The organism is Caballeronia sp. NCF2 (assembly GCF_023631205.1).
GTDB lineage: Bacteria > Pseudomonadota > Gammaproteobacteria > Burkholderiales > Burkholderiaceae > Caballeronia > Caballeronia zhejiangensis.
Genome location: NZ_JALQDN010000054.1, coordinates 138188 through 160900 on the forward strand (window position 1 = coordinate 138188; position 22713 = coordinate 160900).

Below are 22713 nucleotides of genomic sequence, written 5' to 3' on the forward strand. Positions count from 1 at the left end.
GGACGCGGCGTTTCGGCGAGCGGCTTCGCCACGACCGGTTTGAACTTGTCGCGGCAAAGCCAGACGAGAACGCCAAGCGCGACGAGTTCCAGATAGAGATAGAGCGCGTCCATTTGCTTGCTCCTCGAGTCGGTGATTACGTTGATTGCATGATGCCTGCCGTCTGTTAGCGCAGAATTAAGCCGCCGCCTGTTGTACGATACGGCCGTCTTTCTCTGGAGCTCCCGTGAAAACCGATACCGAATCGCATCTGCGCATGACCCAGCGCCGCAAGGAAGGCCACGAGAAAAAGCAGGCCGCCGCCGATCACGAGAAAGGCCTTTTGATCGTGAATACCGGCAACGGCAAGGGCAAGACAACGGCCGCGTTCGGCATGGCGGTGCGCGTGCTCGGACACGGCATGAAGCTCGGCGTCGTGCAGTTCATCAAGGGCGCGCTGCATACATCGGAGCGCGATTTCCTCGGCGCAATCGCGCATTGCGATTTCGTCACCATGGGAGATGGCTACACCTGGAACACGCAGAATCGCGAAGCCGACATGGCCACCGCGCGCAAGGGCTGGAACGAAGCGCGCCGCATGATCGAGAGCGGCGAATATCAGATGGTCGTGCTCGACGAACTCAACACCGTGCTCAAGTACGAGTATCTGCCGCTCGATGAAGTGCTCGACGTGCTGAAGGCGCGGCCCGCGATGCTGCATGTCGTCGTGACCGGTCGCCACGCGCCCGATGCGTTGATCGAACTTGCCGATCTCGTCACGGAAATGCGGCTCGTGAAGCATCCGTATCGCGAGCAAGGCGTGAAAGCGCAACGCGGCGTCGAGTTCTGAGCGATGCCCGACTGCCCCGCTCTCTTCATCGGCGCGAGTGCGTCGCATCAAGGCAAGACCACGGTGACGGCGGCGCTTGCGCGTCATCACACGCGCCGAGGACTGAAGGTACGCGTGTTCAAGACCGGCCCGGATTTTCTCGATCCGATGATTCTCGAACACGCATGCGGCGCGCCCGTTTATTCGCTGCATCTGTCGATGGTCGGGCTCGATGCGTGCCGCGCGTTGCTCGCCAAGGCCGCGCGCGAGGCCGATCTCATTCTCATCGAAGGCGTGATGGGTCTCTTCGACGGCACGCCGAGCAGCGCCGATCTGGCCGCCACGTTCAACGTACCGGTGCTCGCGGTGATCGGCGCGCACGGCATGGCGCAGACGTTCGGCGCCATTGCGTTCGGGCTCGCGCGTTATCGCGAAGATGTGCCCTTTCATGGCGTGCTCGCGAATCGCGTTGCATCGGCGCGCCATGCGCAGATGTTGTCGGAGACTATCCCCGTCGACTTGCGTTATTGCGGCCATCTGTCGAATGCGGACGATATCGCCTTGCCCGAGCGTCATCTCGGTCTCACGCAGCCCGATGAAATCGCGGGCCTCGACGCACGGCTCGACCGCGCCGCCGATGCAATCGCGCAAACGACGCTCGCCGATCTTCCGCCGCCCGTTCATTTCGACGATGCGACGCTGCCCGCGCCGCCGCGTCTGCTCGACGGTGCGCATATCGCCATCGCTCGCGATGCGGCGTTCTCGTTCGTGTATCCGGCGAATGTCGATGTGCTCATCGCCATGGGCGCGCGCATCAGCACGTTTTCTCCGCTCGCCGACGAACCCGCGCCGCACGATGCCGACGCGCTCTATCTTCCCGGCGGCTATCCCGAGCTGCATGCCGCGGCGCTCGCTTCGAACGAACGCGCGCGTGCATCGATCGTTGCGCACGTCGAGCGAGCGAAGCCCGTGGTCGCGGAATGCGGCGGCATGCTGTATCTGCTCGACACGCTGACCGACATCGAAGGCACGCGGCATGGGATGCTCGGCATCCTTCCCGGCGACGCGGCGATGCAACGCAAGCTGTCGCGCCTCGCGATGCAGCGCATCGACACGACGCATGGCGCGATGACCGGTCACACATTCCACTACTCGACGCTCGACACGCCGATGCAGCCGGCGCTCAAGGCCGCTCATGCCACGACCGGCAGCGAAGGCGAAGCGCTCTATCGGCATGGTTCGGTGTCGGCCACTTACATGCACGCTTACTGGCCGTCGAATCCGGCCGCGGCCGCTGCGCTCTTTCGCGGCGAATCACTATGACAACGACGCAAGACGATCTCGCTTTCACCATCGAACGCGCGAAAGCGCAGGAACCCATCGGCTCGCCATGCACCGATGTCTGCAAGCTCGATCAGGAAACGGGCCTGTGCCTCGGCTGCTTCCGAAGCCGCGAGGAAATCAAGACCTTCAGATCGATGGACGATGCCGCGAAGCTCGATCTGTTCGATGAATTGCTCAAGCGTCGTGCGGCGAAAGAGCAAACGAAAAGCCCGCGTTCCTGACGAAGCGCGGGCTTCATGAGCGACGCCGAACCGCTTACGCCGCAGCCATTCTTCTCACCGCCGGCCGCTCGAGTTCACGCGCTGCGAGCGCACCGAACACGAGACCGAGCGTCGTCCATAACAGCGCCTGCATGCCGATAGCGGCCACGCGGAAATTCCACAGCAGCGAAGCGGAGAAATCCGCGGGCACTTCATCGACGGACGGCAGCGCGACCTGCGCCGCCACGATCACGACGATATACGCAGCCGCCGCGATGAGCGTCGCGTTCCACCCGCCATGCCGCGCCACCATGCGCCGCTGCAAGCGCACGGCGAAGACGGCAGCCGCGATGGAAATCGCCACCATGCCGAAGAAAAGCGCCGTGCGCGGCCCGATGGTCTCGGCATTGCCGACAGCGGGCGGATTGGGCGGGTACTTGAGGAACGGCACGATGGCGACGCTCACGAAGCCGAACAGCGCGAGCAATGCCGACGTGCCGCGCGCGCGCAACGCGCCGAGCCGTCCATAAGCAAACGCGAACACGAGCGAGAAGAGACCGCCGAGCGCGGTGCCGAACACGGCGACGCCGGTCAGAAGGCCGAGGCCAGCTTGCGTATCGCGAGACACGAGCGCTTCGTCGCCGTGATCGTGCGAATGCGCTGGCGTGGCAGCCGCATCGGCATGACCGTGCTCATGTTCGTGTTCATGCTCGTGCTGTTCCTCGAACGCGATGGCGCGTGCCACCGACGGTTCACCGAACCCACGCGCGAAGCCGAAGCCGATCAGGCCCGCGACCAGTCCCGCGATCATGCCGCGTATCAGCAAAGTGCGAATCATGATGCTTCCTCAGTGGCACGGAAAGCCGAGCAAATGCCGGCCGTCATGCACGAATTCGTGGACGTACGTGCCCGAGAAAATCGACGTCGCGCCCTGTTCGGCGCCGACGAAATAGATTGCGATCAGCAGAATGAGGCCGATGAAGACGGCCCACGGCAACACTTCACGCACCGGAATGGGCACGGGTGCATCGAGTGACGGGGAAACCGGAGCGGAAAAGACCGGCGCGTTGGAAGCATTCATGGTGGTTCTCCAGGGAAAAGCGCGTCCCGATTGACGAAGAGCATGCAGCGGGGTCTGACTCGCGGCGCCGCGCTTTCGCGTTGACGTACCGCACACAGTGGCGCGACCGTGCCGGGTTTGCACCGGCTTCCTCGCACTGCAAGCTTGCCATTCTATGATGATCCGCTGCAAAGTAAAACGATTCCGATTCGACCGCCACCTGCCTTGGAACTCATTCTTCTCTGTCACGCCGCCACGCGCGCGATGAAAACCGGGCACTTTCCCACCGGCGACGAACCTCCCGAGCGCGATGCGCGCGCGCAGCTCGCGTCATTGCACGCCTTGCCCGACACGCGCGTGATTGCGAGTCCCGCGCGCGTCGCGCGTGAAACGGCGGCGTGGATCGCGGATGCATTCGAGATCGTTCCCGCGTTCGACGACATCGACTATGGCCGCTGGCGCGGGCATTCGATACGCGAAACGGGCGAGCGCGAACCGGAACATGTCGCTGCATGGCTCGCGGATCCCGATGCGCGTTCGCACGGCGGCGAAAGCGTCGCCATGCTCGCCGCGCGCGTCGCCGAGGGCTTCGCTTCGATCGACCGGCTCGACGCGGGGCGCTGCATCGTCGTCACGCATGCGATCGTCGTGAAAGTGGCGCTCGCGCATGCGCTTCGCATGCCGCTCACATCGATCTATGGGATGAACTTCGCGCCGCTCTCGTCCACGGTGCTGGAACGCGCCTCGCCCGCCGATACGTGGACCGCCCTGAACTTCGCTGCATACGAATAGCTCAAAGCAGACAGCGCATCGCGTGCGCGGTGCGCGTTCGACTCAACCAGGAGACTCAGATGGCGCACTACGTGGATGGATTCGTCGTACCTGTACCGATCGACAAGGTCGACGCTTATCGCCGCATGGCCGAAGCCGCCGGCAAGATCTGGCTGGAACACGGCGCACTGGAGTTCGTGGAAACCATCGCCGACGACGTGAAGCCCGGCAAGCTCACATCGTTTCCACAGAGCGTGCAGATGAAGGAAGGCGAGACCGTCGCGTTCTCGTATATCGTCTACGAATCGCGCGAGCAGCGCGATAGCGTCAACGCCAAAGTGATGGAAGACCCGCGCCTCAAAACGATGATGGAATCCGGCGAGACGCCGTTCGATCCTCAACGCATGTTCTTCGGCGGCTTCACGACCATCGTCGAACTCGGGCGCGACTGATCGTTCTTATCCGCTCAATCGAGTCACTACTTCGAAGGAACCGCATCGACATGTATATCGCCATGAACCGCTTCAAGATCGTGCCCGGCGCCGAAGCCGACTTCGAACGTCTGTGGACGAGCCGCGATACGCATCTGAAGGATGTGCCCGGGTTCGTCGAGTTTCATCTGCTCAAAGGGCCGGTGAAAGACGATCACGTTCTGTATTCGAGCCATACGATATGGGCGAATCAGGCAGCCTTCGAAGACTGGACGCGTTCGGACGCGTTTCGCGCCGCGCATCGCAATGCCGGCGGCGAGACGCGCCAGCTTTATCTCGGTCATCCGGAATTCGAGGGCTTCGAAGTCATTCAGACCGTCAAATAGAGCGGTCAAGGCGCAACCGAACGTTCGCGCACTTTTCAGCGAGCACGCGCGTTTTACACACGTGTGAAAAAACGCGCTTCGCCGAAGCTGTCTTTTCAGACGTGTTTTCTAGGCCTTTGCGCCGCGCGCCATGCGCTGCAGCGTCGATGAATCGATCGCCGCCGCGCAGATTCGCACCGCTTCCTTCAGCGTGCGCGGACGCCCCGCACCGAATTGCGATTCCAGCATCGCGACGGCGCGCAGACGCTCGTCATTGCCGAGTTTCTCGCCCGTCGCAAGCTCAAGAACCGAGATGAAATAAGCCGCAGGCGGCGCCGCGCTCGCATGCGGAGTCGTCTGGCGTTCCCCGTCCGCCGCGCCACCCGCGCCCTCACGTCCGTCGTCGCGCGCCGGAATCCACGGGTGCCACTTGCTGTCGTATCGACTTTTCATGGGTTAGTTCGCTGGCTCGATTGCTGTGGCGCACCTTGGCGCCGTTTGTCATGTGACGCTTATGGCGTCTCTGTCATTAAAGAGACCTACAGCAAGTACCGTTCCAAGCTGGCGTTCCCTTGCACGGCCTAGCGCGCCGCGATGCTTTCCTCCGACAAAACCGCACGCGCGACGCGACATGCCGCAAGATCCCAAGCCGCGCAGCCGACCGATTTGAACATCACCGGTTGCAATGCATCAACGGCTTTGGACGGCGCCGCGAGCGCGACCGCCAATGCGTGCACATCGTTCCATTCGACGCTCGCGAGAATGAAATCGCCTGCTTCGTGACGCGCGCCCGCAGGGTCGTCGACGTAAAGCGCGCTTGCATGCACGGTCGCGGCGGCGATCTCGGCGGCATCGGCGGTGAATGCGCCCACGCCGATCACGAGGCGGCCCGCGCGCGCGGGCAACGTATAGACCGGCGTCTTGCTCGTGGTCGCGGCGATGACGACATCGATCGAATCGGGAATCGTGGACTCGTCGAGCGCGGCAAGCTGCTTCGAAAGCGATGCATGCGCCGCACAGAACTCGCGCGCCCGCCCGGGACGGGAGCCTTGCACGAGGATGCGCGCATCGGGATAAATAGCGGCGAGCGCCTCGACGTGATACGCAGCCTGCTTGCCCGTACCGATGACGAGCACCTCGCGCGGCGCGGCATCGTGAAGCGCGCGGATCGCGAGCATCGATACCGCCGCCGTGCGCCGGCCCGTCACCGTCGGGCCATCGAGCATGAATTGCGGCACGCCTGTCATGGCATCGTAGGCGGTCACCTGACCGTGGATCGTCGGCAGGCCGAGCGCGCCGTTGCCCGCGCAAACGTTCACGAGCTTGTGCATCGCGAGATCGGCGGCGCTCGCGGGCATCGACAACATCACGCCGCCTTCGATCGGCACCACCATGCGCTCTGGACTCACGATGCGTCCCGCCGCGTAATCGAGCATCGTCGCGGCGAGGGTGTCGACAAGCCGGTCATACGGCACGAGGCGCGCGGTTTGAGCTTCGTCGAAACTATGGATCGTTGCGGTCATCGCGTTCGCTCGCTTGATATGGGGAAGATGAAATCGAACTTCAAAATGCCATCGAAGTGCCGGAACATTCTAACGGCGCGCGACGCCGCGTCATAAAGCAGCGAATCGCTCGCTAGAATGAACGAATCAGCCGCTGTCATGTGACTGCCATCGAATGTCGTCACAATCGGCCGTCCCGCGCCGCGACCGTCATCGCGACGGCGGCAGCCCAAGAACGCCACGGAGCCCCTCATGAACACGACGGAAAAGCAGCGCCGTTTCCACGCCGACATCATCGACAGCTACGACGAAGAGTTCGAGATGGAGATCGACGATCGCTTCCTGGACGGCGAATCGACTTTCTCCGATGAAGAGCGTCAGTTACGCAAGACCTATTTTCGCGAGCTGTTTCGCTTGCAAGGCGAACTCGTGAAGCTGCAGGACTGGGTCGTGCACGAGGGGCATCGGCTCGTGGTGCTGTTCGAGGGACGCGATGCGGCGGGCAAAGGCGGCGCGATCAAGCGCATCACGCAACGGCTGAATCCGCGCGTGTGCCGCGTGGCCGCCCTGCCCGCGCCGAACAATCGCGAGCGCACGCAATGGTATTTCCAGCGCTACGTGTCGCATTTGCCGGCGGCGGGCGAGATCGTGCTGTTCGATCGAAGCTGGTATAACCGCGCGGGCGTCGAGCGCGTGATGAACTTCTGCACGGACGAAGAGTATGAGGAATTCTTCCGCTCGGTTCCCGAGTTCGAGAAGATGCTCGTGCGAAGCGGCATTCAGATCGTGAAGTACTGGTTCTCGATCACCGACGACGAACAGGAAGTGCGCTTCCAGGCGCGTATCGAAGATCCTTTGAAGCAGTGGAAACTGAGCCCGATGGACCTGGAGAGCCGCCGCCGATGGGAGGCCTACACGGCGGCCAAGGAAGTGATGCTTCAGCGCACGCACATTCCCGAAGCGCCGTGGTGGGTCGTGCATGCCGTCGACAAGAAACGTGCGCGCCTGAACTGCATTCATCACTTGCTGAGTCAGGTGCCGTATCACGATGTCGAGCATCCGCCGATCGAACTGCCCGACCGCGTGTTCAACCCCGATTATTTGCGCCAGCCCGTGCCGGATGAGATGTACGTTCCCGAAGTGTATTGAGGTCGATAGCGCGGCGCGCGTCAGCAGCAGTTGTTGCAGGGCAGATGCTTCACGCTCGCGCCATTGCGCTGACGCGAAACCGCATGACGCAGCGCGAACTGATATGCGTGCTGCGAACCTCTCAATACCATCACGAACATTACTTGCGCGAGATTGAAGTCGAGCGTGACCATCAGGCGCGTCAACAGTAGCAGTGGCAACACCACCGCCGGCTGATACAGTTGTTTTGCGATCAAGTCTTTCATCATCGGCTCCCTATCCCATGATTGAAATTCTATGGATTCGAGCCGTGCGGATAAACGCCCCGCAGGTGAAGACATATGTTCCGGGAGGCGAACAATCGAGCTGTCATCGATGCGCGCCCCGAGAAAAAATGGCCCTGCGCGATGCAGGGCCATCTTCATGCTACTTCTGCGCGAGACTCGGCTCGGGCACCGGCGTGGGCTTCGCATCGCCCCAGCCGCCGCCCAGTGCGCGGATCAAATTCACCGTCGATACCGCCTGCGTGCCCCGCAACTGCACCGAGGCGCGCTGCGTCTGCAATACGGTGCGCTCCGCATCGATCACGTCGAGGTAATTCACCGCGCCTTCGGTGTACTGCGTGCGCGACAACTGCGCGGCACGCACCGACGCCTTCACTGCATCGTCCTGCGTCGCGGTCTGATCTTCGAGGATGCGCAGATCCGACAGATTGTCCTCGACCTCGCGGAACGCAACGAGCACCTGCTGACGATAGTTCGCCGAATCCTCTTCATATATCGCGCGCGCATTCGCGAGATTGCCCTTGCGACGGCCGCCATCGAAGATCGGGATATTCAGCGCCGTACCCGCGAACGGCCCGAGCAGGAATGTGCGGCTCGACCACTTGAAGAGATCGCCGAGCGTCGCGGATTCGAAGCCGCCCGAGCCCGTCAACGTGAGCGACGGGAAGAACGCCGCCTTCGCCACGCCGATACGCGCATTGGCCGCAGCCATCGCGCGTTCCGCCGCCGCGACATCGGGACGACGTTCGAGCAGCGCCGAAGGCAAACCGGGCGGCACGCGCACCGTTACCGGCTTGAGCGGATTCGCGGCCATCGTGAATTCGGCGGGCGACTTGCCGAGCAATACCGCGAGACTATGTTCCGATGCCGCGCGCAGACGTTGCACCGTCATCGCATCCGAACGCGCTGTCGCGAGCTCGGACTTCGCGCGGGCCACGTCGAGTTCGCTGATATCGCCTTCGGTGTAGCGGCGTTGCACGAGCTTCAACGCTTCCTCGCGTAGCTGCACGGTGCGCGTGAAGACATCGCTTTCCGCATCGAGCTCGCGCAGATTGAAGTAGTTCTGCGCGACGTCAGCCTGCAATGCCAACTGCACCGAACGGAACAACGCCTCGCTTTGCTGCGTGTCCGCGTTCGCGGCTTGCACCGAGTTCGACACGCGGCCGAACAGATCGACTTCATACGACACGCTCGCCTGCGCGCGCCACAGCGTTTGCGCAGGCACGTTGCCATCGGCGGGCAGGAACTGCGATGCCGGCGAGAACTTCTCGCGCGTCGGGCCGAAGCCCGCATCGAGCGTCGGGAACAAGCCCGCCCGCGCCGTCTGGTTGATCGCGCGCGCTTCCTTCACGCGCGCGGCCGCCGCCTTCAGGTTCTGGTTCGCGTCCTGCGCCTGCTTTTCCAGATCGTTGAGCGTGGCGTCGTCGAAGATCGTCCACCATTCGCCGCGCATCATCTCTTCGGACGGCTGCGCGGTCTTCCACGTACCCGCTTCCGATGCATCGAGCGTCTTTTGCGGCGTTTCCTTGTAGGCGGACGGCGCATTGACGTCGGGCTTCTCGTAGGTCGGCGCGAGCGAGCAGCCCGCGACCAGCAACAACGACGCCATCAGACTCGATAAAACATGCAGCTTATTCATCATTCACCTCACTGCGCTTCGACCGAAGCACCAATACCGCGCATCTGCGGATGCGTGCCGTGCTTGTCCGTTACGTGCTCGGTGCGCGAGAGCTTGCGCAGGATCACGTAGAACACCGGCGTCAGCATCAGGCCGAAGAGCGTCACGCCCAACATGCCGAAGAACACCGCCACGCCCATTGCATGACGCATTTCCGAACCCGCGCCCGTCGACAGCACGAGCGGCACCACACCCATGATGAACGCGATGGACGTCATCAGAATCGGGCGCAAACGCAGGCGGCTCGCTTCTATCGCGGCCTGCACGATCGTGCGTCCTTGCATCTCCAGTTCGCGTGCGAACTCGACGATCAGAATCGCGTTCTTCGCCGACAAGCCCACGAGCACCATCAAACCGATCTGCGTGAAGATGTTGTTGTCGCCATCGGTGAGCCATACGCCGACCAGCGCGGACAAAATACTCATCGGCACGATCAGAATGACCGCGAGCGGCAGCGTCAGGCTTTCATACAACGCGGCGAGCACGAGGAACACGAGCAGCACGCTGATCGGGAAGACCCACAGCGCAGCGTTGCCCGCGAGGATCTGCTGATACGTGAGATCGGTCCATTCGAACTTGATCCCGCGCGGCAGCACTTCGGCCGCGATGCGTTCCGCCGCCGCCTGCGCCTGGCCCGATGAATAGCCGGGCGCAGGACCGCCGTTGATATCGGCGGCGGTATAGCCGTTGTAGCGCACGACCATCTCCGGACCATACGTCGGCGTCACCTTCACGAGCGACGACAAGGGCACCATGTCGCCATTCGCGTTACGCGTCTTCAGCAAGCCGATGTCTTCCGGATTCGCGCGGAACGGCGCATCCGCCTGCACGCGCACCTGATACACGCGTCCGAAGCGATTGAAGTCGTTCACGTAGAGCGAGCCGAGATACACCTGCATCGTGTCGAAGACGTCCGTCACCGAGACGCCCAGCTGCTTCGCCTTCACGCGATCCAGATCGACGTTCAACTGCGGCACGTTGATCTGATAGCTCGAGAACGTCGGTCCAAGCTCGGGCGTTTGCGATGCGCGCTTGATGAACGCCTGGGTCGCATCGGCGAGTGCCGCATAGCCGAGCGCGCCGCGATCTTCGAGCTGCATCTTGAAGCCGCCGAGCGTGCCGAGACCGAGCACCGGCGGCGGCGGGAACACGGCGATGAACGAGCCCTTGATGCCCGCGTACTTCTGATTCAGCGCGCCGGCAATCGCGCCTGCGGACAGCGCCTTGTCATGCACGCGCTCCTTGAAGGGCTTCAGCGTGACGAACACGATGCCCGCGCTCGACGAGTTCGTGAAGCCATTCACCGACAAGCCCGGAAACTCCACCGCGCTTTCCACGCCCGGCTGCTTCAGCGCGATATCCGACATCTGACGGATCACGCCTTCGGTGCGATCGAGCGATGCGCCGTTCGGCAACTGCGCGAAGCTGATGAGGTACTCCTTGTCCTGCGCGGGCACGAAGCCGCCCGGCACGATCTTGCCCATCAGCACCGCGCCGCCGAGCAGCACGGCATACACGACCATCATCAATGCCTTGCGGTTGATGACGCTCTTCACGCCCTTGCCGTACGCATCCGAACCGCGATGAAAGACCTTGTTGAAGCCGCGGAAGAAGCCGCCGAACACGCGGTCCATGCCTCGCGTGAGCCAGTCCTTCGGCTCGTCGTGGCCTTTCAGCAGCAGCGCGGCGAGCGCCGGCGACAGCGTCAGCGAGTTGAAGGCCGAGATCACCGTCGAGATGGCGATGGTCATCGCGAACTGCTTGTAGAACTGGCCCGTGAGACCCGACATGAACGCGAGCGGCACGAACACGGCAACGAGCGTCAATGCAATCGCGATGATCGGCCCGCTCACTTCGCGCATCGCCTGATACGTCGCTTCTCTCGCCGATAACCCCGCTTCGATGTTGCGCTCGACGTTCTCGACGACCACGATCGCATCGTCGACGACGATACCGATCGCAAGCACCATCCCGAACAATGACAACGCGTTGATCGAGAATCCGAATGCAAGCAGCAGCGAGAATGTGCCGACGATCGACACCGGCACCGCGAGCAGCGGGATGATCGACGCGCGCCACGTTTGCAGGAACACGATCACGACGAGCACCACCAGCGCGATCGCCTCAGCGAGCGTGTGAATCACGGCTTCGATACTGGAGCGCACGAACTGTGTCGGGTCATAGACGATCTCGTATTCGAGACCCGCGGGCATGTCCGCCTTCAGTTCCTTCATCGTCTTGCGGACTTCGTCGGAAATCTGCAGCGAGTTCGCGCCCGGTTGCTGATTGATTGCGATTGCAACTGCCGACTTGTTGTCGAGCAACGAACGCAGACCATATTCCGATGCAGCCAGCTCGACGCGCGCGACATCGGAGAGATGCGTGACCGCGCCATCGGGCGACGTCTTCAGCACGATGTCGCGAAACTCCGACTCGTTCTGCAAGCGGCCGCGCGCATTCACGTTCAGTTGCAGCGGCACGTTCGGCAGCGTCGGCGATCCGCCGATCACGCCCGCCGCGACCTGCACGTTCTGCTCGCGGATCGCGTTGACGACATCGGTCGCGGTCATGCCGCGCTGCGCGACCTTTTGCGGATCGAGCCACACGCGCATCGAGTAATCGCCCGAGCCCCACAGCTGCACTTCGCCCACGCCCGCGATGCGTTCGAGCCGGTCCTTCACGTTGATCAGCGCGTAATTGCGCAGATACGTCATGTCGTAACGGCCGTTGGGCGAATTGAGGTGAACGACCATCGTCAGCGTCGGCGACGATTTGATCGTCGTCACGCCGAGACGCTGCACGTCCTGCGGCAGACGCGGCAATGCCTGGTTCACGCGGTTCTGCACGAGCTGCGTGTTCTTGTCCGGATCGGTGCCGAGCTTGAACGTTACGGTCGTCGTGAGATTGCCGTCGCTGTTCGCTTGCGACTGCATGTAGAGCATGTCCTCGACGCCGTTGATCTGCTCTTCGAGCGGCGAGGCCACGGTCTCCGCGATCACCTTCGGGTTTGCGCCGGGATACTGCGCATGCACGACGACCGAAGGCGGCACGACTTCCGGATATTCGGAGATCGGCAGCTTGAACATCGCGATGACGCCCGCCAGCAGCACGACCACCGATAGCACGCCCGCAAAGATCGGGCGATCGATGAAAAATTTGGATATGTTCATGACGAGTTCTGTCTGTTGCGGATGACGCGCATCACTGTGCGGATGCCGTCTTCACGGCGGGCGCTTTGTCGTCGTCATTCATCGCGACGTTGTTGGCCTTGATCACATCGTTGGGACGCACGCGCTGCAGGCCGTTGACGACGATGCGCTCGCCCGGCTGCAAACCCTTCGAGATCACGCGCAGGCCTTCATGCGTCTGACCCAGCGTGACTTCGCGATACTGCACGCGGTTGTCCTTGTCGACGACCATCACGTACTTCTTGTCCTGATCGGTGCCGATCGCTTCGTCTTCCACGAGCACGGCCGGATGCGGCGAGCCGCCGCCGACCTTCACGCGTGCATAGAGCCCGGGCACGAGCGTGCCGTCGGGATTGTTGAAGCGCGCACGCACGCGGATGGTGCCGGACGTCGTATCGAGCCGGTTATCGACGGAATCGACGACGCCTTCGCGCGAATAGCCATCTTCGTTCGCGAGACCGAGCGACACCGGCACCGTGCTGCCCGCATCGCGGCCGAGATAGCGCAGATACGTCTGTTCATCGACATCGAAGGATGCGTAGATCGGCGATACGGAAACAAGCGTCGTGAGCAAAGGCGCATTCGCCCCCGTCGACACGATGTTGCCCACAGTAAGTTCCGCGCGCGACACGCGGCCCGACACCGGCGCGACGATATGCGTGTACGCGAGATTGATCTTCGCGGCTTCGAGCGCAGCCTGCGCGGCCTTCAGGTTGGCGACGGCCTCGCGCGCAGCGTTCTGTTTCTCGTCGTAGTCGCGCTTGGCGATCGCGTTGTCGGCGAGCAGGCGTTCGGCGCGCGCCGCATCCGTCGACGTATAACCATTGCGCGCCTGCGCCGCCGCGAGCTGCGCCTGAGCGCGGTCCACTTCGGCTTCGTAAGGACGCGGATCGATCGTAAAGAGCGCATCGCCCTTCTTCACGAGCTGGCCGTCCTTGAAATGCACCGCGACGATCGTGCCGGGAACGAGCGGACGAATGTCGACGTGATCGACCGCTTCGAGCCTGCCCGAATAGCTTTGCCAGTCGGTGATGGTCTTCGACACGACCGCTGCGACGTCCACTTCCGTTGCAGTCGGGCTGTGCGCGGCGGCTTTGGCTTCGTTGATCGCCGAATCGCCGTGGCCGCGCAAGGCGGTATAACCGCCCGCGCCGGCGACGATCAGCACCGCGCCTAGCGCGGCGTAGATGCGTTTGCGAGTGAATGACATGGTGAAGGCTCCGGTTAGCGTTGAGATTGTTGTTGTGTGATGCGTGGCTGGCGTGCCGAATCTTGCGGTTATCTTTCGCGCTTACTTCGCGCTTACTTCGCGCGTGCGAGGCGCTTCCTGAAGAACGCGACGACATCCGCGAGCGCTTCGGGATGCGCGGCGAGCGCCTGGTGCGAGGTCTTGCAATGACGCGTGACTTCGGTCGGCACACCCGCTGCGATCAATTCGCCCGCGTATTTCTCGGCCTCGATATGCAGCAGATCGTGCTCGGCGCTCGCGATCATCGCGGGCGGCAATCCGCCGAGACGTCGCGATTCGAGCGGCGCGGCGTACGGATGCAGACGTTGCGACGGATTCGGCAGATACGCGCGATACCACTGCGCGCATTCGCATGCTTCGAAATCGGGGCACAGCACTTTGCGTTCGTCGGCGAGGCGCGTCATGCTCGGGTCGAGCAACGGCGCGAGCAGCGCTTGCGCGGACATGCGAATATCGCCGCGATCGCGCGCGATGGCCGCGACGCAGGTCGCGAGATTGCCGCCCGCGTCATGGCCCACGACGCCGATGCGCTGCGGGTCCGCGCGCTGCGAACGCGCATGCGCGACGGCCCATTGCGCGGCGCGATAGCCGTCTTCGGGCGCGGCGGGAAACGGAAACTTCGGCGCGAGCGAATAGCCGACGGACACGACCCACGCGGGTGTATCGCGCGCGATCGTCGCTGCTGCGATATCCGCGTCGTCGAGTCCGCCACGAATGAATCCGCCGCCGTGGAAGTAAAGAACGATGGGCAGGATCGTGCCGTCCGATGCGGGACGATAGCTGCGCAGCGTGATCGGCTGCGCGTGTCCCGTGATGTGCACATCTTCGATGCACAAGCGCGGACTCGACTCCAGATCCAACAGTGTTGCCATGGTTATTCTCGGTGCGAGGCCCATGCTGCAAGGCCTTCACGCATAAGTTGCGATGCTGCGAATTCTGGAGGCCGCGCCTTTTTTAATAAATGCCTATAATCCGGCAACACAATTCGGTCGCACCGAACAATCGTGGTTATCCCTCGCGATTGTTCTTCCGTCATTCTTTAGCGCGCGCTTAAATAGTTGCATCGCTAAGTAAAGAAGGTGAGAGAACATGGATCGGCTTCAGGCAATGCAGGTCTTCACTCGCGTCGTCGACACCAACAGCTTTTCCCGCGCAGCGGACACGCTCAATCTGCCGCGCGCCTCGGTCACGACGATCATCCAGAATCTGGAAGCGCATCTGAACGTGCGGCTGCTTCAGCGCACGACGCGCAGGCTCAATCTCACGCCGGACGGCGCAGCGTATTACGAGCGCTGCGTACGCATCCTCGCGGACATCGAAGAAGCGGAAGGCTCGTTTTCGAACAACGGGAAAGGCCCGCACGGCAAGTTGCGCGTGGACATGCCCGGCGCGATCGGGCGGCTCATCGTGATGCCGCAGCTATGCGATTTCCACACGCGCTATCCGGAAGTCGAACTGATGATGGGCTTCGGCGACAAGCCGGTCGATCTGATTCAGGAAGGCGTCGATTGCGTGATTCGCGTGGGCACGCTGCAGGATTCGAGTCTCGTCGCGCGCCGCATCGGCGTGTTTCAGGGCGTGACGGTGGCCGCGCCCCAATATCTGGAACGCAACGGCACGCCGAAAACCATCGACGATTTGCAGAATCACACGGCGGTGAATTATTTTTCGAGCCGCACGGGCCGCATCATGGACATGGATTTCGTCGTCGACGATGAAACCATCGAAGTGAAGATGCGCGGCATGATCGCGGTGAACGACGCCGAAGCGTATCTGAGCTGCGGCCTGAAGGGCGTCGGCATCATCCAGGTGCCGCGCTTCATGGCGCTGCCGCATCTGCGCGCGGGCGAGCTCATCGAAGTGCTGCCGCAATGGAATCCGCTGCCGATGCCTATTTCCGCGGTGTATCCGCATAACCGGCATCTGTCGCCGAAGGTGCGCGTGTTCGTCGACTGGGCCGCGGAGTTGTTCGAGCGCTGCCCGTTGCTGCAAGGTCAGAAGGATGCAGAGGAACGCTGCCTGCCGACGAGCACGCCGTCGCCGACCATCGTGCGGCATGGCACGCCGGAAGTCGCGGGCACCGAGGACATAGTTGCATAGCTAAGCATCTGCCGAGAGGCGGCCACGGAAAACAAATCATGAACAATGAGATTACCGTGCGCCGCCTCGGCGCGAATGAAGTCACGCGGTATATCGAAGCGCTGGCGGACGTGCTCATCGATTGCGTCGAAGGCGGCGCGTCGGTCAGTTTCATGTTGCCTATTTCGCGCGCGACCGCCGTCGAATTCTGGACGCGCGTCGCCAATGGCGTCGTGCGCAACGAACGCATCCTGCTCGTTGCAGAGAGCGCGGACGGGCATGTGCTCGGCACGGTGCAGGTCGTCATCGATCAGCCGGAAAATCAGCCGCATCGCGCCGATATCGCGAAGATGCTCGTCGCGCGCCGCGCGCGACGCCGTGGCATTGCACAGCATCTGATGAGCGCCGCCGACGATGCCGCGCGTGCAGCCGGCAAGTCCGTTCTCGTGCTCGATACCGTCACCGGCGGCGATGCAGAACGTCTCTACCAACGCGCCGGATGGCAGCGTGTCGGCGTCGTGCCGAACTACGCCTTGATGCCCGACGGCACGCTCTGCGGGACTACGTTCTTCCATAAGCAGCTTGCCTAGCGCGCCCTGCAAACGCCCACGCATCAAGCCTCTGCGCGATTATTCGCCGAAATCGATAAATCTATTCGCTGATACGGCATTTATCCGCCGGTATCGCGCGGCTACATTCAATCCCAACGCAGCACGCTCAACGCCGAATGCAATCCGCATTTGCCCGCACGCTGCATCGGAATGAAAGGAGTCGCAAGCATGAAACAACTCATCACGGGGTTTTCTCTCGCAGCCATCTCCGCCGTCGTCACGACGACCGCTTTCGCGGAGAGCGGCCAGGGCATCGGCCACGCAGGCACGTATCAGGTTCAGACGCAAACTCAGGCCAATGCGAGCGATACGCCCAAGACACGAGCGCAAGTGCGTGCCGAACTCGCGGCCGCGTACTCGAACGGCTCGTTGCCGGCATTGAATCGCAACACGTATCCGGATCGCAGCATGTGGGGCGATGCCATCGCCGCGCAAAGCGATCAACGCGCACGCGATGCGGCGCAAGCGGAAGCGCGCAATCGCGGGATCGTCGAATACGCCAATGGCTCGGCGACGCAAGGCAACGTGATCGCGCGTTGATTGCGCGATCGGCAAATGAATCAAGAGGTCATCATGTTCGAGAACACGTCGCTCGATCAGTTCTCGCTTCTCGACGAACTGCCAACGCTCACGCCGGTGTGGCATCCGTTCACGCAGCACAGCGCGCATGAACCGGGCGTTGCACAAGATACGAAGCAGGACAGCACTGAACGCTCGCATTGAGCGTGACAGGAAGGCGCGGACGAATGCCCGCGCCTTTTTTTCAACTCAACCGCACGCGCCGATTTCGCCGCATGCCGTGCAGAAGTCGCAGCCGTCCTTGCGGATCACTGCATTGGCGCCGCATGTCGCACATTTACGGCCGTGCATCAGGGGCAGGCTATGTGGATCGATTTCGCCTTGCGCGGCACCTTCGGATATGTCATCGCGTTCATCGGCTACAGCTACCGGATGCGGCGCGCGATCGGCGCCCTTGCGCGCAAGCACGCGCGACGGTACCTGGTTGCCTTCTGCATCGAGAAAACCGCGTCGATGAAGAATCTGCTGGATCGCATACGCTAGCGCGGCCACTTCCGAATCGTGCCAGCGCGGACTGCGATGTCCGTCGAGCCTTTCGACATCGCCGAGACGCACTTGTCCGCGATCCCACGACACTTTACGCATGTCCTGAAGCGTGCGCGCCGCGAAGCCGCCGCGCGCGGCCAGCGAGATCGAACGCATCGTCGCCGTGATCCATTGCTGTGATTCGTCGCGCTGCCCGGTGGGAATGAAGAACTCGATGGGCCGTTCGATCGTCACGTCCTCGCCGCCGATGCGCCCCGTCACTTCGATGAACGACACCGCCAGATAGAGCGACTTCTTGCCCGCCTGCGTCAGATACTCGACCTTCTCGATGATCGCAGGCAGCTCTCCTTTGGGCCGATGATCGATCGCGATGCGCAACGGATCGAGATCGAGCTCGGGGTCCGGCGAATCGCTCGGCGTTTCGGCAGGCGCGACGGACAGCACCGCGCCCAGCGTCTCGTTGGGCCGATACGTTGCAAGCCCTTTCAAGCCGCGCCGCCACGCTTCGAAATAGAGATCCTGAAACTTGTCGAACGGATAATCGGCGGGCACATTGACGGTCTTCGAGATCGACGTATCGACGAAAGGCTGCACCGCCGCCATCATTTCCATGTGATCGTGCGCGGACATGTCCAGCGCGCTCACGAAGTAGTCGGGCAACGCATTGACATCGCCGCCCATCTCGCGATACAGCCGGTATGCGTGATCTTCGACAGCGAAGGTCTGACGCGAACCGTCGGCCATGCGCTTCGTGCGCTGATACGTCCACGAGAACGCGGGCTCGATGCCATTCGATGCGTTGTCCGCGAACGCGAGGCTCACGGTGCCTGTCGGCGCGATCGAAAGCAGATGGCTGTTGCGAATGCCGTGCTCGCGAATCGCACGCTTGATGTCGTCCGGCAAGCGCGAGGCGAACGTGCCCTCTTGCAGATAATGCTTCGCATCGAAAAGCGGAAACTTGCCGCGCTCCTTCGCGAGCTCGACGGATGCGCGATATGCTTCGTCGCGCATCGTGCGTGCGACGCGCGTAGCGAAATCGCGGCCCTCCTGCGCGTCATAGCGCAAACCGAGCATCACGAGCGTATCGCCGAGGCCCGTAAAGCCCACGCCGATGCGCCGCTTCGCCGCCGCTTCGCGCGCCTGTTCTTCGAGCGGCCAGAGCGTGACGTCGAGCACGTCGTCGAGAAAACGCACTTGGGTGCGCGTCGTGCGCGCGAGGCCGTCCCAGTCGAACGACGGCGCGCCGCCACGGATCTGCGCAAACGGATCGTGCACGAAGCGCGTGAGATTGAGCGGGCCGAGATTGCAGCAACCGTATGCGGGCAGCGGCTGCTCGCCGCATGGATTGGTCGCGCGGATCGACTCGATCGCGCGCAGGTTGTTGTCATCGTTCATGCGCGACATGAACACGACGCCCGGCTCCGCGACATCGTAGGTCGAGCGCATGATCGTGTTCCACACTTCGCGCGCCCGCACTTCGCGATAGACCCACAAGCCATCATCGCGCTGATGCATGTCCGCGGCTGCGCGTTGCGCGGGCGATGGCTCGGCCTTGTGCACGAGCTGCCACGACGCGTCGTCGGCGACGGCCTGCATGAACTCGTCCGTCACCGCGATCGATACGTTGAAATTGTTCCAGCGTCCTTTCGTGTGCTTCGCCGCGATGAATTCGAGCAGATCGGGATGCGTGCAGTCGAGAATGCCCATTTGCGCACCGCGCCGCGCGCCGGCGCTTTCGACCGTGCGGCACGATGCATCGAATACATCCATGTAGCTGCATGGGCCTGACGCCGCCGATCCGGTCGAATGCACACGCGCGCCTCGCGGACGTATGGCGGAAAAGTTATAGCCGACGCCGCCGCCGCGACGCATCGTCTCGGCCGCTTGCAACAGCGCGACGTAGATGCCCGGCAAGCCGTTGCTATCGACGCCCTGTATCGCATCGCCGACCGGCTGCACGAAACAGTTGATGAGGGTCGCATCGATGCCCGCGCCCGCCGCGCTCATGATGCGCCCCGCGCCTAGCGCGCCGCGCTTGAAGTTATCGACGAACTCCGCTTCGATCTTCGCGCGCGTTTCTTCAGGCTCGGCCCGCGCGACACCGCGCGCCACGCGGCGATAAATATCGTCGACGCGAGTCTCGTCGCCCTTGGCGTATTTTTCGAGCATCACGTCGATGGAAAACTGCTGCGGTGCGATAGCGGTGCTGGGATTGTCTTCGGCCATGTCGGTTCCTTGAATCACTGAGGCGGCAGGCGTCGGGGTCGGAAACCCGCTATGCGCCGACGCGTTCCGCCGCAAAGGCAATGCCCGACGATAGCGCGATTTCTCCCCGCTCGCCATCGAGCCGTTAAACTCGCTTGATCGAAACCAGAACAATCAGCCGACCATTCGCATGAACTCGCGCATGAACTCGCGTCATCCGCCGCTCTTCGGCATCTCGGGCCGCTCGGGCCAAGGCAAGACCACGTTGATCGAAGCGCTTCTGCCGTGGCTGCGCGCACGCGGCGTCACCGTCAACGTCATCAAGCACAGTCATCATTCGATCGAGCTCGAACCGCCCGGCAAGGACAGCGCGCGCTTTCGTCGCGCGGGCGCGGGAGAAGTGTTGATCGCATCGCCGTACCGCTATGCGATCGTGCGCGAGTTGAATGGCGACGCAGAGCCGCCGCTGAGCGAACTGGCCGCGCGACTCAGTGACGCGGACCTCGTGATCGTCGAAGGATTCGCGCGCGAAACAATGCCGCGCCTCGAAGTCGTGCGGCCCTCGGCGGGCCGCGATCCGCTTTACAAGAGCGATGTAGAGATAGTTGCAATCGCAACCGATGATGCCGCCGCCCTCGATTCAAACTTGCCGAAGCTCGATCTGAACGACATCGCGAGCATCGGCGCGTTCATTTGCGAGCGCATGGGCATCGCGCTGAACGACTAGTTCGCGGCGAGGCCCTGACGCGCCATCGCGAGCGCTTCTTTCAACACTTCGTTATCGCCGATGTGATTCGCGAGCAGCAACACGAGCTTTGCGTTGAGCATGTGGCTGGCTTCGTCGGAGAGGCCGTTGTGCGTGTCGATGAGGCGCTCGTAGAACGCATCGTGATCGGCGATATTCAGTTCGAGATTGAGCTTCATACGATTCATCATCCGTTGCAGGTTGCACGCTTGACCGCAGCCGTCACCGATGCGGCATCGAAGGCACGCCAGCGCGCGCATACGTGCTGATCGGGACGCAGCAGATAGAACGTGCCGGGACGCGCGTCGAAGCGATGCGCGACCATGCCTTCCACATCTTCCACGACCGTCACGCCGGGCACGGTACACATCATGCCTCGAGGCACGACGACGAGCGCATGAACCGGAAGCCGCCCGTTCGACAAAGCAGCCAGGCTTTGCGCGCAGACTTCCGGGCCGTGTCCGAGCCCGCAGAAATAGATGCCCGTGAATGCGCTGCCGTGCGTCTGCGGCAACAGCCATGCGTCGCGGTCATCGACGCGCACGGGCGCATCGACGCACGGCGCGCCGGGAATCATCGCGCAATTGAAGGCGTCGCCTTCCTTGTCGGGCGTATTGAGTGTCGAGTCGCGCAGCACCGCGGGCACCGAGAGCCGTCCACTGTTCGCAATGCGTCTTGCGAACGCGCAGTCCCTCGCGAGATTGAGCGTCGCATCGCGAAAGAGCCTCGAAACGGCGCTCTTCGGCGTGATGAAGTCGGTGGCGCGCGTCGAGTTGAGGATGTTTTCGTCGGCGGCGTATTCGCGCTCGGATGCGTAGGTGTCGAGCAGCGTATGCGGCGCATCGCCGTTCACGACCAGCTTCAGTTTCCAAGCGAGATTGTCCGCATCCTGCACGCCGCTGTTCGCGCCGCGCGCACCGAACGGCGACACGCCATGCGCGGAATCGCCCGCGAAGATGATGCGTCCGTGCCTGAAGTCGTCCATACGCAAACAGGAGAACGTGTAGACGCTCACCCATTCGAGTTCGAATTCGGCGTCTTCGCCAAGCAACGCCTTCACGCGCGGAATCACACGCTCGGGCTCTTTTTCCGCGACCGGGTCCGCGTCCCAGCCGAGCTGAAAATCGATGCGCCATACATTGTCCGGCTGACGATGCAGCAGCACCGACTGATTGCGATGGAACGGCGGATCGAACCAGAACCAGCGTTCGGTCGGGAACGGCGCCTTCATCTTCACGTCGGCGATCAGGAAGCGGTCCTTGAACGTGCGGCCGTGGCTGTCCAGACCGAGAAGCTTGCGCATCGCGCTGCGAGAACCATCGGCGGCCACCACGTAGCGCGCCTTGAGCGGATACGCGCCATCCGGCGTTTCGACTTGCAGTTCGACGTGATCCTCGTGCTGCGTCACGCCGGTCACGTTGCTCTTCCAGCGCAGTTGCAATGGCTCCAGTTGCATCGCGCGTTCGGCGAGAAAGCCTTCGACGTAGTACTGCTGCAGGTTGATGAACGCGGGTCGCGAATGGCCGGTTTCCGGCAGAAGATTGAACGTGTAGACAAGCTCATCCTGCAGAAACACCTTGCCGACATTCCAGCTCACGCCCTTCTCGATCATCCTGTCGCCGCAGCCCAGACGATCGAAGATTTCCAGCGTGCGCTTGGCGAAGCAGATCGCGCGCGAGCCGCTCGACACGGTGTCGTCGTTATCGAGCAGCACGGTACGCACGCCCTGCTGCGCGAGATCGATGGCCGTGGCCAGTCCGACCGGACCTGCGCCGACTATCGCAACGGGATAAGGCGACGACGCGGGCGCATCGTGATCGGGCGCGCGTTCATAGTCGAAGCGCAGAGAGGCGTAGTTCACGGACATTCGGTCGTCTCCATCGTCGAGTCGCTTTCGTCTGACAGGACTGGGTCGGCTCGGGCGCGAATCGCTTCGCTTTCGGTTAGTTGTTCATCATTGTACAAGCCGTTTTACAGTGTTGAATTTAGGTTTACCCGAA

The 22713-nt window shown here is 62.6% G+C and carries 24 protein-coding genes and 1 riboswitch; of the genes, 12 read left to right on the forward strand and 12 right to left on the reverse strand.

What is annotated here, in order from left to right; all coding sequences use genetic code 11:
* Positions 1-226: 226 nt before the first annotated feature.
* Genes cobO through NCS02_RS18280 form a run of 3 tightly spaced genes read left to right on the forward strand, consistent with a single transcriptional unit; the run spans position 227 to position 2373 of the window.
* Entirely contained in the window at positions 227-829 is a 603-nt protein-coding gene (gene cobO, locus NCS02_RS18270) for a cob(I)yrinic acid a,c-diamide adenosyltransferase (RefSeq protein ID WP_175979443.1), read from the forward strand.
* 3 nt (positions 830-832) lie between these two features.
* A complete protein-coding gene (locus tag NCS02_RS18275) occupies positions 833-2131 on the forward strand; it encodes a cobyrinic acid a,c-diamide synthase CobB (protein WP_250503043.1) in 1299 nt (432 codons plus the stop codon).
* The gene (locus NCS02_RS18280) at positions 2128-2373 is read left to right on the forward strand and encodes a DUF1289 domain-containing protein (protein WP_008353096.1); all 246 of its coding nucleotides are present in this window, start codon (positions 2128-2130) and stop codon (positions 2371-2373) included. Before NCS02_RS18275 ends, NCS02_RS18280 begins: the two co-directional genes overlap by 4 nt.
* Positions 2374-2407: 34 nt before the next feature.
* Here the strand turns inward: NCS02_RS18280 and NCS02_RS18285 are convergent, their stop codons facing one another.
* Positions 2408-3190 carry a CbtA family protein gene (locus NCS02_RS18285; RefSeq protein ID WP_250503044.1) on the reverse strand — a complete coding sequence of 261 codons (783 nt, stop codon included), beginning with the start codon at positions 3188-3190 and terminating at the stop codon, positions 2408-2410.
* A gap of 9 nt (positions 3191-3199) precedes the next feature.
* Positions 3200-3433, reverse strand: coding sequence for a CbtB domain-containing protein (locus tag NCS02_RS18290; protein WP_034471940.1), 234 nt, complete (start codon positions 3431-3433; stop codon positions 3200-3202).
* 29 nt (positions 3434-3462) lie between these two features.
* Positions 3463-3589: riboswitch (cobalamin riboswitch) on the reverse strand.
* A 48-nt stretch (positions 3590-3637) separates the two neighbouring features.
* On the opposite strand from NCS02_RS18290, the gene NCS02_RS18295 reads away from it, so the two are divergent.
* The 3 genes from NCS02_RS18295 to hmuQ are packed head-to-tail and all read left to right on the forward strand — an operon-like array spanning position 3638 to position 5000.
* On the forward strand, positions 3638-4204 hold the full coding sequence (locus NCS02_RS18295) for a histidine phosphatase family protein (RefSeq protein WP_250503045.1): 567 nt from the start codon (positions 3638-3640) through the stop codon (positions 4202-4204).
* Between the two features lie 59 nt (positions 4205-4263).
* A complete protein-coding gene (locus NCS02_RS18300; RefSeq protein ID WP_034471935.1) occupies positions 4264-4635 on the forward strand; it encodes a DUF1428 domain-containing protein in 372 nt (123 codons plus the stop codon).
* Between the two features lie 50 nt (positions 4636-4685).
* Positions 4686-5000, forward strand: a complete 315-nt coding sequence (gene hmuQ, locus NCS02_RS18305; protein ID WP_008353090.1) for a heme-degrading protein HmuQ — start codon at positions 4686-4688, stop codon at positions 4998-5000.
* 108 nt (positions 5001-5108) lie between these two features.
* On the opposite strand, the gene NCS02_RS18310 is transcribed toward hmuQ, so the two are convergent.
* Both NCS02_RS18310 and lhpI read right to left on the reverse strand, forming a co-directional pair.
* Positions 5109-5432, reverse strand: a complete 324-nt coding sequence (locus tag NCS02_RS18310; RefSeq protein ID WP_008353089.1) for a hypothetical protein — start codon at positions 5430-5432, stop codon at positions 5109-5111.
* A 128-nt stretch (positions 5433-5560) separates the two neighbouring features.
* The gene (gene lhpI / locus NCS02_RS18315) at positions 5561-6502 is read right to left on the reverse strand and encodes a bifunctional Delta(1)-pyrroline-2-carboxylate/Delta(1)-piperideine-2-carboxylate reductase (RefSeq protein ID WP_250503046.1); all 942 of its coding nucleotides are present in this window, start codon (positions 6500-6502) and stop codon (positions 5561-5563) included.
* A 231-nt stretch (positions 6503-6733) separates the two neighbouring features.
* On the opposite strand from lhpI, the gene ppk2 reads away from it, so the two are divergent.
* On the forward strand, positions 6734-7630 hold the full coding sequence (gene ppk2 / locus NCS02_RS18320; RefSeq protein ID WP_008353084.1) for a polyphosphate kinase 2: 897 nt from the start codon (positions 6734-6736) through the stop codon (positions 7628-7630).
* Positions 7631-7650: 20 nt separating this feature from the next.
* Here ppk2 and NCS02_RS36485 read toward each other — a convergent pair whose 3' ends face one another.
* The 5 genes from NCS02_RS36485 to NCS02_RS18345 all read right to left on the reverse strand — a co-directional run bounded on the left by NCS02_RS36485 (position 7651) and on the right by NCS02_RS18345 (position 14880).
* Positions 7651-8034 (reverse strand): hypothetical protein, encoded by a 384-nt coding sequence (locus tag NCS02_RS36485; RefSeq protein ID WP_308196618.1) that lies wholly within the window; start codon positions 8032-8034, stop codon positions 7651-7653.
* Between the two features lies 1 nt (position 8035).
* Positions 8036-9535 (reverse strand): efflux transporter outer membrane subunit, encoded by a 1500-nt coding sequence (locus NCS02_RS18330; RefSeq protein ID WP_033537058.1) that lies wholly within the window; start codon positions 9533-9535, stop codon positions 8036-8038.
* Between the two features lie 5 nt (positions 9536-9540).
* Positions 9541-12741, reverse strand: coding sequence for an efflux RND transporter permease subunit (locus tag NCS02_RS18335; protein WP_008353078.1), 3201 nt, complete (start codon positions 12739-12741; stop codon positions 9541-9543).
* Between the two features lie 31 nt (positions 12742-12772).
* Positions 12773-13969: an efflux RND transporter periplasmic adaptor subunit gene (locus NCS02_RS18340; RefSeq protein WP_175979449.1), complete on the reverse strand. Its 1197-nt coding sequence runs from the start codon at positions 13967-13969 to the stop codon at positions 12773-12775.
* A gap of 92 nt (positions 13970-14061) precedes the next feature.
* The gene (locus tag NCS02_RS18345; protein ID WP_008353075.1) at positions 14062-14880 is read right to left on the reverse strand and encodes an alpha/beta hydrolase; all 819 of its coding nucleotides are present in this window, start codon (positions 14878-14880) and stop codon (positions 14062-14064) included.
* A gap of 217 nt (positions 14881-15097) precedes the next feature.
* Here NCS02_RS18345 and NCS02_RS18350 point away from each other — a divergent pair, with 217 nt between their 5' ends.
* The 4 genes from NCS02_RS18350 to NCS02_RS18365 all read left to right on the forward strand — a co-directional run bounded on the left by NCS02_RS18350 (position 15098) and on the right by NCS02_RS18365 (position 17421).
* Positions 15098-16108 (forward strand): LysR family transcriptional regulator, encoded by a 1011-nt coding sequence (locus NCS02_RS18350; RefSeq protein WP_008353073.1) that lies wholly within the window; start codon positions 15098-15100, stop codon positions 16106-16108.
* 38 nt (positions 16109-16146) lie between these two features.
* Positions 16147-16677 carry a GNAT family N-acetyltransferase gene (locus NCS02_RS18355; RefSeq protein ID WP_008353072.1) on the forward strand — a complete coding sequence of 177 codons (531 nt, stop codon included), beginning with the start codon at positions 16147-16149 and terminating at the stop codon, positions 16675-16677.
* 189 nt (positions 16678-16866) lie between these two features.
* Positions 16867-17238: a DUF4148 domain-containing protein gene (locus tag NCS02_RS18360; protein WP_008353071.1), complete on the forward strand. Its 372-nt coding sequence runs from the start codon at positions 16867-16869 to the stop codon at positions 17236-17238.
* A 15-nt stretch (positions 17239-17253) separates the two neighbouring features.
* On the forward strand, positions 17254-17421 hold the full coding sequence (locus NCS02_RS18365) for a hypothetical protein (protein WP_250503047.1): 168 nt from the start codon (positions 17254-17256) through the stop codon (positions 17419-17421).
* Between the two features lie 45 nt (positions 17422-17466).
* Here NCS02_RS18365 and NCS02_RS18370 read toward each other — a convergent pair whose 3' ends face one another.
* A complete protein-coding gene (locus NCS02_RS18370; protein WP_250503048.1) occupies positions 17467-19989 on the reverse strand; it encodes an adenosylcobalamin-dependent ribonucleoside-diphosphate reductase in 2523 nt (840 codons plus the stop codon).
* A gap of 181 nt (positions 19990-20170) precedes the next feature.
* Between NCS02_RS18370 and mobB the strand changes: the two genes are divergently transcribed.
* Positions 20171-20695, forward strand: a complete 525-nt coding sequence (gene mobB / locus NCS02_RS18375) for a molybdopterin-guanine dinucleotide biosynthesis protein B (RefSeq protein WP_008353068.1) — start codon at positions 20171-20173, stop codon at positions 20693-20695.
* Here the strand turns inward: mobB and NCS02_RS18380 are convergent.
* Both NCS02_RS18380 and NCS02_RS18385 read right to left on the reverse strand, forming a co-directional pair.
* A complete protein-coding gene (locus NCS02_RS18380; RefSeq protein ID WP_033537076.1) occupies positions 20692-20892 on the reverse strand; it encodes a DUF2783 domain-containing protein in 201 nt (66 codons plus the stop codon). The two genes, mobB and NCS02_RS18380, sit on opposite strands and share 4 nt — an antisense overlap.
* A gap of 8 nt (positions 20893-20900) precedes the next feature.
* The gene (locus NCS02_RS18385) at positions 20901-22580 is read right to left on the reverse strand and encodes an FAD-dependent oxidoreductase (RefSeq protein WP_250503049.1); all 1680 of its coding nucleotides are present in this window, start codon (positions 22578-22580) and stop codon (positions 20901-20903) included.
* Positions 22581-22713 lie beyond the last annotated feature (133 nt).